At 43.7% G+C, this 14,474-nt stretch carries 12 protein-coding genes; 3 read left to right on the top strand and 9 right to left on the bottom strand.

Annotated elements, in window-relative coordinates; translation table 11 throughout:
* Window positions 1-10 precede the first annotated feature (10 nt).
* The 9 genes from waaA to R7Q46_RS21455 all read right to left on the bottom strand — a co-directional run bounded on the left by waaA (window position 11) and on the right by R7Q46_RS21455 (window position 9,169).
* A complete protein-coding gene (gene waaA / locus R7Q46_RS21495) occupies window positions 11-1,279 on the bottom strand; it encodes a lipid IV(A) 3-deoxy-D-manno-octulosonic acid transferase (RefSeq protein ID WP_318077784.1) in 1,269 nt (422 codons plus the stop codon).
* Window positions 1,273-2,328: a lipopolysaccharide heptosyltransferase II gene (gene waaF / locus R7Q46_RS21490; protein WP_318077783.1), complete on the bottom strand. Its 1,056-nt coding sequence runs from the start codon at window positions 2,326-2,328 to the stop codon at window positions 1,273-1,275. The genes waaA and waaF overlap by 7 nt, the downstream gene beginning before the upstream one ends.
* Entirely contained in the window at window positions 2,325-3,047 is a 723-nt protein-coding gene (locus tag R7Q46_RS21485) for a glycosyltransferase family 25 protein (protein WP_053807624.1), read from the bottom strand. Before R7Q46_RS21485 ends, waaF begins: the two co-directional genes overlap by 4 nt.
* Window positions 3,044-4,030 carry a lauroyl-Kdo(2)-lipid IV(A) myristoyltransferase gene (gene lpxM, locus R7Q46_RS21480; protein WP_213872020.1) on the bottom strand — a complete coding sequence of 329 codons (987 nt, stop codon included), beginning with the start codon at window positions 4,028-4,030 and terminating at the stop codon, window positions 3,044-3,046. Before lpxM ends, R7Q46_RS21485 begins: the two co-directional genes overlap by 4 nt.
* Before the next feature lie 127 nt (window positions 4,031-4,157).
* Window positions 4,158-5,099 (bottom strand): ADP-glyceromanno-heptose 6-epimerase, encoded by a 942-nt coding sequence (gene rfaD / locus R7Q46_RS21475; protein ID WP_213872019.1) that lies wholly within the window; start codon window positions 5,097-5,099, stop codon window positions 4,158-4,160.
* Window positions 5,100-5,241: 142 nt separating this feature from the next.
* Window positions 5,242-7,440: a YjbH domain-containing protein gene (locus R7Q46_RS21470; RefSeq protein ID WP_213872018.1), complete on the bottom strand. Its 2,199-nt coding sequence runs from the start codon at window positions 7,438-7,440 to the stop codon at window positions 5,242-5,244.
* 2 nt (window positions 7,441-7,442) lie between these two features.
* Window positions 7,443-8,204 carry a capsule biosynthesis GfcC family protein gene (locus R7Q46_RS21465; protein WP_151514485.1) on the bottom strand — a complete coding sequence of 254 codons (762 nt, stop codon included), beginning with the start codon at window positions 8,202-8,204 and terminating at the stop codon, window positions 7,443-7,445.
* The gene (locus R7Q46_RS21460) at window positions 8,201-8,875 is read right to left on the bottom strand and encodes a YjbF family lipoprotein (RefSeq protein ID WP_213872032.1); all 675 of its coding nucleotides are present in this window, start codon (window positions 8,873-8,875) and stop codon (window positions 8,201-8,203) included. The genes R7Q46_RS21465 and R7Q46_RS21460 overlap by 4 nt, the downstream gene beginning before the upstream one ends.
* A gap of 69 nt (window positions 8,876-8,944) precedes the next feature.
* Window positions 8,945-9,169, bottom strand: a complete 225-nt coding sequence (locus R7Q46_RS21455) for a hypothetical protein (RefSeq protein ID WP_104979967.1) — start codon at window positions 9,167-9,169, stop codon at window positions 8,945-8,947.
* Between the two features lie 649 nt (window positions 9,170-9,818).
* Here R7Q46_RS21455 and R7Q46_RS21450 point away from each other — a divergent pair.
* From R7Q46_RS21450 to R7Q46_RS21440, 3 genes are all read left to right on the top strand, one after another.
* A complete protein-coding gene (locus R7Q46_RS21450) occupies window positions 9,819-10,334 on the top strand; it encodes a porin family protein (protein ID WP_213872017.1) in 516 nt (171 codons plus the stop codon).
* 66 nt (window positions 10,335-10,400) lie between these two features.
* Entirely contained in the window at window positions 10,401-13,103 is a 2,703-nt protein-coding gene (locus tag R7Q46_RS21445) for an SLBB domain-containing protein (protein WP_213872016.1), read from the top strand.
* A gap of 292 nt (window positions 13,104-13,395) precedes the next feature.
* Window positions 13,396-14,388 (top strand): Wzz/FepE/Etk N-terminal domain-containing protein, encoded by a 993-nt coding sequence (locus R7Q46_RS21440; RefSeq protein WP_213872015.1) that lies wholly within the window; start codon window positions 13,396-13,398, stop codon window positions 14,386-14,388.
* Window positions 14,389-14,474 lie beyond the last annotated feature (86 nt).

Raw genomic sequence — 14,474 nt, 5'->3', positions numbered from 1 at the left:
TCGGCTTTTTTTAGATAGAAGAGGTGGCTGTGGTGGTACGTTGTAAGGAGCCTGAGTTTGCTAACATAAAATGAGCAAGCTCTGACGTGATGCGCTCATGAGCTGCGACGTCTTTAATTAGAGCAACGATAGCTCTTGCCAGTTCATCCTCATTTTTCACAATTTTGATGAGGTTGTTCTGCTTCATTTCATGTACGATTTCTTTGAAGTTAAAGAAGCTTGGACCATTGATAATAGGGACGCCCAAAGCAGCAGGCTCCAATACATTGTGCCCACCAACCTTATCTCCAATTAGGCTTCCACCCATAAAGCAGATGTCCGCTGCGCCAATCAACGTTAGCATCTCACCCATAGTATCGCCGAGATATACTTGAGTATTCGTCTCTACTGCATGAGTTGAAGTGCGACGCACAGTGTTAAAGCCTTGCTGTTGGCAAAGCGTGAATACATCATCAAATCGTTCTGGATGGCGAGGAACCAAAACGAGTAAAGCATTTGGATGAGATTTTAAAACTTGTCTATGTGCATCTAATACCTGTTCGTCCTCGCCTTTGTGGGTGCTAGCTGCAATCCAAATCGGACGATCGTTTCCAAGTTGGGCTCGAAGCTGCTGTCCTTGCTGTTTCACTTGCTCTGATATTTGAATATCGAACTTAATCGAGCCAGTAACGGATAGTTTCTTTTTCTCAACGCCTAAGCGTTCGAAGCGCTCTGCATCTGAATCCGTTTGGCAGAGTACTTGAGTTAGGCATGGATGAAGCTGGTTAAAAAGCCGCTGTATTTTGGCGTAGTTCTGACACGATTTGTCAGAGAGGCGTGCATTCACGACTGTTATAGGGATACCCGCTTTGTAAACATGGTGAAGCGTGTTTGGCCACAGCTCAGTCTCAATGATCAACATTTGTTTTGGTTGTACTGATTTAAGAAAACCTTTGATAGCAAAACCAAAGTCAATTGGCATATAGCGGTGTTCAATTAAATCACCCAACTTAGCAATCTGTTCAGCTCCGGTACTTGTTGTTGTAGTAACTAGAATAGATTGTTCGGGGTTTTGTTCCTTAAGGGCTTTAATTAAAGGTGTTGCTGCTATGCTTTCACCAACAGATACGGCATGTATCCAAATAGGTTTGTCGTTGCTTTTTAGCTTGGGAGTTATGCCAAAGTGCTCTTTCCAGCGAGAGCCAAACTGAGGCTTATTTGGTTTGCTCTTGTACAAACCAAATAAAAGCAGCGGTGACGCTAGGGCGAGTAGTAAGGTATAAACAATGCGAACTAACATGAGCTTATCGTAATGGCGTCAAGTTTTTGGATACTATCTAGCACTTGCTTAGGCGAAAGTTCTGTCAAACACTTAAGGTGTTTGTATTGACATTCACGCTGGAAACAAGGGCGACAATCAATATCGGTATGAACAATCTCCACTTTTTCTGCGAGTGGGGGGGTGTACTTCGGTGAAGTTGAGCCATACACGGCAACAACATTACAACCAACCGCAGCTGCCACATGCATTAAGCCTGAGTCATTCGCGACAACAGTCTTACATGCAGCAAGTAAGTCGACCGCTTCAATTAAGCTGGTTTGGCCTGCTAGAACGTGAATGTCCTCATGGAATTGCGTCGGAACAAGTGCGCGAATATTGTTACAAGTCTCTAAGTCCTTTTGAGAACCAAACAACCAGATTTGATGCCCAGAACGAGCCATTTGCGTCGCAACTTCAGCGTAGTGTGTTTCGGGCCATTTTTTGGCAGGACCAAACTCTGCTCCTGGGCACAGTCCAATAATTGGTTGGTCTTGCGTTAAGTTGAACTTTTTGAGCGTGGCTTGTTGCTCTGCTTCGTTGATTGCAAGGCGTGGGCGAGGTAAAGTTTCAAGCCTGCCAAGAGAGTTAGAATCCACCATTTCTGCTTTTGGATAAGCTAACGCTACATAGCGCTCTACCATGTACTGAAAAGACTTCATGTTAGGGCGTAAGTCATTCAATAAACCATAGCGCATTTCTCCTTTCCAGCCAGTACGAAGAGGAATGTTGGCAAACCATGGGATCAGTGCTGATTTCGCTGATTTAGGCAAGATATAGGCGTGGTCATATTGCTTTTCACGTAATGATTTACCAATTTCCCTGCGGCCTAATAAGTTAAACTCACCATGACCGATAGGCATTTCAATCGCTTGGTGGATTTCTGGCATACGCTCAAGAATCGGTTTACACCATCCTGGAGCGATAACGTCAATTTGGCTATCTGGATGGCGTTGCTTTAATACGATATATAACGATTGCGACATTACCATATCGCCGACCCATGCAGGGCCAATGACTAAAATCTTCATGCTTTGTTTTTCCAGTATAGGAATTTCAAAATTGACTCATAAGTTCTAAAAAGTTCAGCGTATATTTTATTCGCAAGAGTCATTTTGGATTTATCTTTTCTTTTACCACCAATCGTCGAAGCAATCTCTGCTCTAGTAAAGAGATCTGGAGACACGCTGTAAACTTGAACACCATGTCTCCATGGTTTTTCCATGTAGTCATCGACTGGTTCAATAAACTCTTGAGCATGCATAACAAACTTTGAGGCTGCTTTAGGTGTGACGATATAAGCGGTGGTACCACAAGTGCCTGCTGAGTATCCCCCTAGCATATGATTATCATCAATAGGTACGATTGGGGTGAATACACGCTTCTGAGTGGCAGACAACTTGATGTAGTCATAATTAGAAGTCAATGGAAGGGTATGTTCGAGTACTTGCTTCAGCCCTTCTACGGGGTCGACGTTGTCTTCTAAGATGACGATCGGTTCATCAAGCTCAACACAGCGAACCCACAACTCGTAATGGCTTGCAAAACAGGCGACTTCACTGGTTTTTAATTGATACCCTTTGCGGCGTAGAGTAATGGTAGGACGACTTTTTTCTGAATGAAGAAAACGGTCAACAGAGCCATCTACTGCATCAAAAAATTCAAACGTAATGCCTTGTTGTTTTAACTTTTCTTCAATACGTTCTCGGCGATCTAGCGATCGAGCCAAGCTTACGACAAATACTTTCACTGCACTTTCCAGTCGCTGTTATATCTTGGTTTAAACAAATTGTAATAGTTATTGCCGTCTTCTTGAGAGTGCAGCAACTGTAGTACCCACATATATTGTTCGGGTTTATCACCGACAAAATATTCAATGGCTTCATTACAGGTACGAGCGTCTTGCTCTTCGCCTTTATCCAGCTCAAACGCTGGTAAAATCTCAATATCAAACGTACCATCTTCAGTGTTCATCGACGCAAATAGAGGTAGTACTTTTGAGCGTGATAGTTTCGCAATTTTGCCTAAACCAGGTAGCGTTGCTTTACGTGTTGCAAAAAAATCCACAAACACACTATGCTCTGGGCCGTGATCTTGATCGGGTAGGTAATACCCTACATAGCCATCTCGAATGGATTTCAGGAAAGATTTAATGCCACCTGAGCGTTCATAAACACGGCCACCGTATTGAACTCTTTGCTTGTGCATTAGCCAGTCAGCAACATCATTCTTTTGTTTCTTCGCCATTGCAGAAACTGGCATTCCCATTGACGCCAGCAAGATAGCAGGCACATCAATTGCCCAAGAGTGGGGAACCATTAAAATCACATTTTCGTTGTTATCAATGTGCTGTCGTAAAATGTCTAGGCCGCGAATTTGGCAACGGTTCTGAAGCCACTTTGGTGAGCGTAAACTTAGTAACCCGAAGCGAAAAAAGAACATGGCTGCTGTGTAGAGTGTTTTTTCTATCAAAGCTTCACGTTCTTGGAACGACTTTTCCGGAAAACACAGCTCAAAGTTAACCCTCGCTCGGTGAGCTGGACCTTTGTGGGATTTACACAGTTTTTTGGCTATGGTTTTCGCTAACCACTTTTGTAAACCCAGAGGCATTAATGATAACGGTAAAAATAAGATAACACCTAACCACGTGCCCCAGTACTTAGGCGACAGAAAGTGGCGCTTAAACTCAGGGTTATATGCTTTAGGGTCGAAGTCATCACGTTTAATGGTCATGGCGTGTCTAGTTACCTATTCGTGTACGGGCGAAGTGGTTTAAATGAGAAAAAAGATAGTTAGGAATGATACAGGCTATTGCACTTGAGTAAAGGTGGCAGGTTATGGTTCTACCACCTTGTGGTGCTTAACGGTTTTGGATAGTCAAGTATTCGGCAACGCCTTCTGCAACTGTCTTGAATTCAACATCACAGCCTGCGGTGCGCAGTTTGGTCAGATCCGCTTGTGTGAATTCTTGGTAAGCGCCTTTTAGGTGCTCAGGGAATGGGATGGTTTCAATTTGGCCTTTGCCATGATGCTTGATAACTGCTTTTGCTACCTCTTCAAAAGATTCAGCACGGCCAGTACCACAGTTAAAAATGCCTGATACGCCGTTTTCTAAGAACCACAGGTTTACTTTACAGACATCACCAACGTAAACGAAGTCGCGTTTGAATGATTCGCTGCCCGCGAACAATTTAGGATTTTCACCTGCGTTAAGTTGGTTGTTTAGGTGGAACGCAACTGAAGCCATGCTACCTTTGTGGTCTTCACGTGGGCCATATACATTGAAGTAGCGGAAGCCAGTGATTTGAGAAAGGGTCTCACCATGTTCTTCAGCATCTTGCCATAGGCGACGAACGTAGTTATCAAACTGCTGTTTCGAGTAACCGTATACATTCAGTGCGCCTTCGTATTCGCGTTCTTCAACGAAAGTCTCTGTATCGCCGTAAGTGGCTGCGGAAGAAGCGTATAGGAATGGAATCTCGCGATCTAAACAGTAATGAAGCAGCTCTTTAGAGTACTCGTAATTGTTTAACATCATGTACTTACCATCCCACTCGGTCGTTGCAGAACAAGCACCTTCGTGGAAAATTGCCTCAATCGGACCAAAATCATCGCCCGCCATAATTTGGGTCAGAAAGTCGTCACGATCCATGTAATCTGTGATGTCCAGATCAACTAAGTTCTTAAACTTTTTGCCATTTTTTAGGTTGTCGACAACCAGGATATCGTTAATACCAGCTTCGTTTAGTGCTTTAACAATGTTGCTGCCGATCATGCCAGCGCCACCAGTTACGATGATCATAAGACTTCCACCATAGATTAAAATTTTCTCAGGAATTCTAGCAAGAAACAGAAATTAGCGCTATTGGAAGGAAAAGGAAAGGTATAGAGCACTTGGGGGGAGGAATAAACAAAAGGGAGCCGAAGCTCCCTCAAGTAGGCTGTTATTTAGCGTTTGACGTATTTGGGCGTTGGTACCAAGGATTTCGCTCATCCGTCAGCTCAATCAAGCTGTACTTACGACCTAGCTTCTGACCGCCATCGCGAGTCAATGGTTGCCAGCTAAAGAACGCACGGTTGTTGCTTGGCTTAACTGTCATGATGTCGAATGGAATCGAAATGTAGAAGCCTTTAGTAAAGCTACCTTCACCGAATTCGTCAGCCGACAAATCACTGATTGATGCGAATGCACCTGCAATGACACCACTCTTGAACTGTTTAGATACATTCACTTGTGTACCGATATCACCCGCTAGGAACTGACCAACATCAACTTGAATCATCAAATCTTGTAGGAAATCCCATTGAGGGTAGTAATAACCCGACACAAAACCAGTAAAGCCTTTATCTACAACTTGGAACGGACGTCCATATTCTGGCACATTTTGCCATTTCTCATCGTAAACACCGAAGTAACTTTGTGGATCACGTTGAGAAATTAAGTTGACGTCAGCACCAATTGCCCAGTTAGCTCCTTGTGGCCGGTAAAGAAACTCGGTACCGACTCCGGCAAACATGCTCTCCAGATAGCCCGCGTAGAATTGCTGGTCCATGGTATCTGAATACTCTTGGAACCAAGTCAATTGTAAGTTTGACATGGTTACAGCATGTTCATTTTGATAAGCACGGAACATGGTACGTACACGAGGAATCGAAGTGCCGTCTGGTGGGGTAACGTAGTTAAACTTGTCGTAGTTGTTGTACCAATCCCAGTATAGCGAGCCACCAATTTCTAGGTTATCTGTCAGCCAGTAAGAGGCGCTGCCACTTAAACCGACACTGAACAGATAGAACTCTTCTGGGTTGCCTAAGGTCTGAGCCAGTTTTGGTGAGAAGCCCCAATCAAAGCGCTCAAAACCATCGTAAGCAGGTTTACCTTGCGGTTTATCACTTGAGGTTGATGTTGCATCTTCGATATTTGGATTGATGTAGTTAACTTCTGCAAAGTCATGGTATTTCTCTTTTGAGATAACCGTTTGATCGCCGATCAGACCACGACTGCGTTCATTGATCGTAAAGGTATCAATGTTGTCTGGCATTTCGTTATAAAGGACTGCCGCCGCTTTTTCATGAGCTTCATTGCGATCACGATACTTTTTCTGCTCGCCGACAACCGAAATGGTATTGTCTTTAACATAGAGTTGGGTATTTTGGTAGCCAGCAATTTTATCCAGCTCCTCGGTAATACGTTCCCAATCTACATCAGACAGTTGCTCTGGTTGCTTGTCTTCAACTTCTGGTGTTGGTGTATCACGCCAAAAAGATGGCATATCATTGAAGTTAGTGTAAAGACTCACGCCAGCAACTAACGTATCTCCGCGCTCGTAGCTCAAGCGCAAATCTGCGATATGTCCTAAACGATATAGAACACCAACGTTCCAAGGCGTATGAGGTGTCATGTCTACACCACCACGTACCACAGGGAAATCTTCGCTGTAATCGTTGCTGTCGTATTCAAGCTTAAATCGCAGTGGCGCGTGCAAAGTTTGATACTCGACACCACCAAAGAGTGCAGCAGGACCTTTAAACCAACGTTCAAAATCCACACTACCGCCATTACCTTTAAAGTCTGAAGGGCGTTCACAGAAACTATCGGACAGCTTACAAGCTGGGTTGCTGATGTTGTCGCGCGTACCTAAGTAGCCCCAGCCTATGCCTAAAGTGAAATCAAAGGTACCAAGGTTTGGGTTAGAGTAACGTTTTGTTGCAGCAACAAACTCACCATCAAAAAGACCGGTACCTGCAAAATCACGCACACCAACAGAAAGCTCTGGCAGGTACTCGGATTCTTCTAACAAGCGAACTTTAAAGTCGATTCCCTTGTCGGTGTACTTGGTATCACCCGAAAAGCTCGGATCGTTACTGTAAAAAAGATCGTTCACCATGGTGTAACGAATGGTCGTTTCTAGCCATGGCATCACTTGCAAAGTCACATTGTAAAATAGGTACTCGTCGCTACCGGTAACAGCAAAGTTAAACTCGCCTTCAGGTGCCATACGACCTGTAGGCATCTGCATTAAGCCGACACCACCAAAGTCCATTTGTGATGGTTGCAATGGCGGTGCTTCGAAAGGCATGTCTTGAGCCCACACCAACGCTGGACCCATTAAAGAAAGGGATAAACTGGTTCTGATCAGGTTCATGTCTAGTTCTTCGATGAGGTTGGTTTACGTTGTGCAAGCAGAGCGACAATGTCTTTATCCATTTGTGATTTTTCGAACTCATCAAATGGGATATACACAATGGTAAGTGGCGGCAAGTAATATTGAGTGGTTAACCAACTGCCATGGTGAGGATGAATAACCTTGCCATCCGGGTAAATTAGAATTGGCGGATAGGCGAGCTCACCAATATCACCTGAACGTAGATTATCGACCTGTTCATGCAGAGCGATACCCGCTTGGTTTTCTACTGCGTAGACTTTTTCTAAGTTACCCACATACAACACTTTCTCTTTGCGTTTTGGTGCACTTAACGCCAGTTGACCTTGTAAAAGAGGGTTATCAAATTTATCCAGACGGATGCGATCAACATCAATGGCCGACAGCACGCGAGGTGCAAACTGGCTTCGTTGGATAAACTTGTAAAATGGGTGCGCAACTAAATTATGTTGAATCATTTGGTTTAACACCGAATTCTTTAAGGCAGTACTTCTTTGCACTGCTGATTCGGAATTATCAAATAGAGTCACAGCTAAAGGGTATTGCAGGGCGATTTGTTGTTCTTGTGCATGCTTAAGTACGCTCTCTAAACGTGCCGCTTGTTGGAACTGCAATGTTTTGTCCGTTCCGACAAGTTCTATATTGAGCGGTGGTAAGGTGTGATTTTGAGCTTGAACGGTAGTCGGTGTCGCCAGAATCGTTGCCGTTAAACTTAGGCTTAATAAAGATAGCAGTCGCTTATTCATGATTTGCTGTACCCTTTCAGAATCGTCAATTCAACAGGCACCATGTTTGGACCTAAGTGTTGACGTGTTTTCACTACTTCACCTTTACCGTTTACCCAGTATTGGTTCTCTACACTTTTTTCTAAGCTGGTAAACGTTACAACCTCGGTATAAACATCAGTAGAGGTAGATGAAATAGGGGTTATGACGGTTTCTTTACCTTGACGAGAACGTTGGACTTTAGCCGGGAACCCATAACGGTATTTGTCAGCCCAATCGTAAGAAAGAGAATATTGCACAGAGGGCGCTGAGTAGGCAGGAACGTTGCCATAAATACCTGCTAAATTGGTGGTTTGCAAACCAATAGTTTTAACGATATGACCGTTCTCTGTTACCACCATTGCCTTGTCTGCACTTACCCACTTTAATTGGGTATTGCCAGTTAATGGGTTTTGCTCAGCAAAGGCTAACACTACAAAAACCTGTTTTTGGGTGCCTATTTTCAGGTAAGCACTGGCATAAGGAACTGCTTCAATTTCTTCTGGCGTTAGTTCAACATCGATGTAGTTACCATAGGCTTCTTGGACTGTCGCGGATACGTCATTAAATTTTTGTGTACAGCCAAAGATTGAACTCATTAAAGGTAGGGCAATAAATAAGCGCATCCATTTTAGCGATAGAAAGGTGTTCATCATTCCCTCATAACAAATAAAATCGCCCTGAGTACTCAGGGCGATGATTTTACTTAGAACTCAACTAGGTTATTGTGGGTTAGAGCCTGAACCTGAGCCTGAAGTAGAAGTAGAAGTAGAATCGCTGTCTGACGCTGCAACTGCTACTACGGTTACTGCTGCTGCTGCACCTACCGCTACTGCAGTTGTACCAGTTGCAGACGCAGATGCTGCACCAGCAGAACCTGCTTCTTCAGCTGCAAATGCAGTTGATGCGCTTAGAGCCATAAGAATAGCTAGAGCTGTGTTCTTCATTATTAATCCTTGTATTTCAGATTTTAAAACATCGATGTTTGGTCTGTTTAGAACATACCATTATTCATTTTAGTTAAAAAACAATCAGCATGTAAACAGTTTCCTATGTGAATTTACCTAACGTTAAAGAAAAATTGTTGCAAGACTGAGAATTGAGAATAGAGAATTGCTTAGGTTTGATCGTTGTATTTAATCAAAATGCTTATTTTTACTGTGTTACTTCAAGCCACCTCTGAGTTTACGCAGACGTTCACATTTTTTATTCAATGCATCCGTAATGGCGTTCTGTTTTAAGCGGCTGACAGCCAGTGTTTTTCTCATTCGTGAGAATTTACGAACCAGAAACGGAAATCTGAGATGTTTTTGCCCCCTTGCCGTTTTGCGCTAATACATGCATAATTTGCCAGCTTTTGTGTTGCGTTTATAAAAGATTGTTTTTTTGAACGGTTAGTCGCAAAAGTGAGGCTTAAAAAGAATATTTATATCAATGAACCGAATGGATCGGGAATCAGCGAACAGTGGCTAACGCGCAATGCCGCCGGGCGGTAGCGTGTAAACACACAAGCGAAATTGACAAAAGTTAACAGACATTCACTGCGCGCGTCGTTCATAATGTGCAGCGGTCAGTCGACACCCAAGGAACACTTACGTGATTAATAAACGACCATGGCTAGGGGCGTTGAGTGCAATCAGCTTAGGCTTGTGCTCATTTTCTGCCTCAGCAGATTTTTATGCTGGTGCGTTAGTAAGTTACTCTAACGCTGAATTTCATCATTCCTCTTCTCCAGTAGCCGAGGGAAACCCTTTCCTTCTTCAAGCGCAAGCTGGTTACTTCTTCAATGATTACCTCGCTTTTGAAGCACGTTACGGAACTTCTGTACAACGAGATAGCGGACTTGCAGTAGATAGTCTTGCGAGTGGTTTTATTAAGTTGAATATGCCTGTCTCTGAGCGTGTAGCACTTTACGGACTTGCCGGTTATTCGAGTGTCCAGATTGACCAACAAAATGTAGGCCCTAATAAAGATCAAGGCTTTAGCTTTGGCTTGGGTATGCATTATGCTTTGGACAAGCAGAATGCAGTTGTCTTTGAGTTTGTTGATAGCACATCTGAAGACCAGGCACGCTTGAACGCACTTACTCTTGGCTTTCAACACCGATTTTAATTAAAGACCTAGCGCCTAGTTTTGTGGCTAGGATTTTTAACTCCTGACTTTAAATAGCGAATTATCATGCTCAAAGGATATTTCTCGATAGGTGCTTGCATTCTAGCAAGCCTATTTGCGCCACTTACTCATGCGCAGACTCCAACCCCAGAACAAATTCAGATGTTTCAGAACTTGCCAGCAGACCAGCAACAAGCATTGGCGAGTAAGTATGGTATCTCTATTCCGTCCGGCCTTTCTTCTCAGCCAAGTAGTTATCAAAACCCTCAAGTGATTGAGCAACGCTCGGCTGCTAGTAGTACTGTTGAGACAAAAGCTAACGACTCAGAAGACTCAGAAAAAGATGAGCAAGGTCTAAAGCGCTTTGGTCTAGATTTATTTGCGGGTTCACCGACGACATTTGCCCCAATTAATGACGTGCCTGTTCCGGCTGACTACACGGTAGGAGCTGGTGATGAAATCGTTATCCAACTGTTTGGTAAAGAGAACACAACGCATCGCCTTCGCGTAAATCGCGCTGGTATCATTAATTTTCCTTCTCTTGGTCCTGTTCAAGTAGCCGGCATGACATTCTCTGACGTGCGCGATTCTCTAAATCTGCGTGTAAAAGAGCAAATGATTGGTGTGCGCAGTGACATTTCGCTAGGTGAAATGCGCACCATGCAAGTTTTTGTTATGGGTGATGCCTTCAAGCCAGGAGCTTACACTGTTAGTGCACTAACAACGATCTCTCAAGCCATTTATTACAGTGGTGGTTTTAGTGAGAGTGGTGCCCTGCGTAACGTGCAACTTAAGCGCAATGGTCAGGTGATTCGTAAGCTTGATATGTATGACCTATTGTTGAAAGGCGACGCGCGTAACGATGTTCGACTGTTACCTGGCGATGTGGTCTTTATTGGTGCTGTTGGTGATACCATCGCTATTGATGGCGAGGTAAACCGCCCTGCAATCTATGAAGTGAAATCAGGTGAAAGCTATAAGCAAGCCATAAAAATGGCAGGTGGTTTTACCGCTAACGCTCATAGCGATCAAATTGAAGTCAAACGTTATGCAGCGAAAGGTGCTCGCGATGTATTAACACTGAACTTTAGCCAGTCACATGACCAGCAAACTAAAGTCAAAGATGGTGACGCCGTTAATGTACTGAAGAAGAGTGAAGAACTGACTCGTTACATACAAATTGAAGGCGACGTGCGCCATCCGGGCTTTATCGAATGGAAGAGCGGGCTGCGTGTTGCTGATTTGTTCCAGTCGGTAGATACGTCATTTAACTCCACTGCTGACGTTAACTATGCTGTCGTTGTCCGTGAGATTAATCCACAGCGTGACATTGAGGTTTATCAAGTTAACCTCGCTAACGCGATTCTTTCTCCAAGCAGTAAAGATAACCTAAAGCTAAACTCGCGTGACCGAGTACTGGTATTTAACCGTTTCAATAATGAAGATTTAGATACCCTTGCAAACCAAGATACGATTACGAAAGCGAAAACGCTTGAGCAAGCACAATTTAAAGCCGAGCTGGATCAACAAAAAGAGCAAAAAGTTATGAGCTCTTCTGTTGCAATATCTTCAGCGATAGGCAATGTGTCGAAGGGGCAATCTTCAACTGAAGAATCAGAACAGCCGAAAATCATATTCCGTGGCAAAGAAATTACCAAAGAAGCTTTTGAAGCATTAAAACAAAATACGCGCCGCACATTACTTGCTTCTGTTTTGCTACAGCTTCAACAGCAATCGCGTTTGGGTTTGGCTCCGCAGATTGCAGAAGTCTTCGGTGAGGTAAAACACCCTGGGCGTTACCCAATCACCCCACGTATGACGATTTCTACCTTAATTGAAGCTGCTGGTGGTTTAACTTATAACGCATTCACCATCAACGCCGAGTTAGCTCGTACAGTAATAAACAGTAGAGATGAGCGCGCTTCTATTGATGTTGAGCGTATTGATTTACGCCAAGCTATCAAGGGTAGTTCCGCTGACGATGTCGTTATTGTTGGTCGTGATCGCCTAAACATTCTTGAGAAGCCCAACGTCAAACTACAAAGCACAGTAACACTGCAAGGTGAGGTTCGCTTCCCAGGTACTTATACTGTTCGTCAAGGAGAGACCTTAGGCGAGTTACTTGAACGTGCTGGTGGTCTAACCGAATTTGCGCATCCGCAAGGGGCCATCTTTACTCGTGAGGCTTTGCGCCTTCAAGAGCAAAAGCTATTAAACGAATATGCTGCAGATATGCGAGCAGAAACAGCGAAGAAAACCTTCCGTGCAGACAGTAATATGGGTTCAGTAATCTCAGACCCGGACAAAACACTGAAGTTTGTTGAAGAGGCAAGTCGTAGCAAAGCTCTTGGTCGTATGGTCGTACAGCTTAATCGTATCCTAAAAGATGAGCGCTCTGCGGACTTTATGTTAGAAGATGGTGACTTCCTATTTGTACCGACCTTCCGCAACACGGTTTCCATTATGGGTGAAGTTCAAGTTCCAATTACATATCTACTAGATAACAAGCTAGATGTGGATGATTACTTGAACAAAGCCGGTGGCGCGAAAAAACAAGCAGACGAAGACCGTATCTTCGTTGTGCGCGCAGATGGCTCGGTTTACAAACCTACATCAGGATATTGGTTCGGTAATAACCATGAAGAGCTAAAAGCGGGTGACACAATTGTTGTACCAATCGATACGGACTACCGTGATGCATTAAGCACCTGGACAGCGGCAACGCAGATCCTTTACCAAACTGGTGTAGCGATCAACGCGTTGAAGTAAGGAACGATAAGGTCATCCCAATCAGCTTAAAAACAATAATAGTAAGAGCTTATGTAACGATTGAAGTTACATAAGCTCAATTTTATGAACATTATTAATCAAAACGGTAAATATTACTCTGAACACCAATAGTGGCATTATTCAGCCGTAGCCCGTCATTCCAGCGAGCCGAAGCGAGATTAGGAATCTTGTCGCTGCGCGGTTGTGTTTTGAAAGTCGGAGAACAATCTATCAAATTTCACCAATCTCTGAGTCCAGTATAACGAACCTCAGAGCTTAGGATTAAAGACCAATGGAACCACAAAAAAAATCCAACCCAAACTACCTACCGTATCCACCAAACCCTCAATATAAAGACGATGAAATTGACCTACGTGAACTTTTCAGAGCACTATGGAAAGGCAAGTGGATCATTCTCGCGACCACATTTTTATTTGTAGTTGGATCTGTGTTATATGCACTTAGCTTACCTAATATTTATAAAGCTGACGCGCTTCTAGCACCTGCTGAAAGCTCAAACGGCGGCGGATTATCAAAAATGGCAGGTCAACTTGGCGGTTTAGCTGCTTTAGCGGGAGTGAATCTTGGGGGAAATGAGTCTTCTCAAACAGACCTTGCTGTACAAGTAATGAAGTCACGCCAGTTTGTTGAAGCATTCATTAACAAGCATGATTTGCTTGTGCCTTTAATGGCAGCCAAAGATTGGGATTTAGCAAATAACAAACTCATTCTCGATGAAGAAATTTATAACCCAAATACGGGGGAGTGGCTACGTGAGGCAAAAGGTCTACGAGGCGCTACACCAACAGCGCAAGAAGCCTTTGAAGTCTTCAATAAAGAGGTCTTGAGCGCTAGTCAGGATAAAGAGAGCGGCTTATACACAGTATCAGTAAAAAACTATTCTCCTTATTTGGCTCAGCGATGGGTGACCTGGTTGATTGAAGACATCAACAAAGTGATGCGTGAACGCACAATAGCGGAAGCCTCACAAAATCTAGCATATCTAAACACTCAGCTACAAAAAACGGCTGTAGCTGAAATGCAAAGCACATTCTATAAGCTCATTGAAGAGCAGACCAAAAGCTTGATGCTTGCAGAGGTGCAAGAAGAGTTCATCTTCAAAGTAGTCGACCCAGCAGTGGTACCAGAGCTAAAAGATGGACCAAAACGAGCACTGATTTGTGTGTTAGGCTCATTGCTTGGTGGCATGCTGGGTGTGGCAATTGTATTAGTACGTTTTGCGTTTCGAAAAGAAGATACAGAGGAATTAGAAATTAGGAATTAGGCTTTTTGGTTACCTAGTGCGGCCGGTTTGGCAAGATAGGTGAAATCAAGGTATATAAAATGAGATGGCTAAGTTTGGTTGTCTCA

Source organism: Vibrio sp. 811 (assembly GCF_033339195.1).
This window is presented reverse-complemented; position numbering and strand designations above follow the sequence as displayed.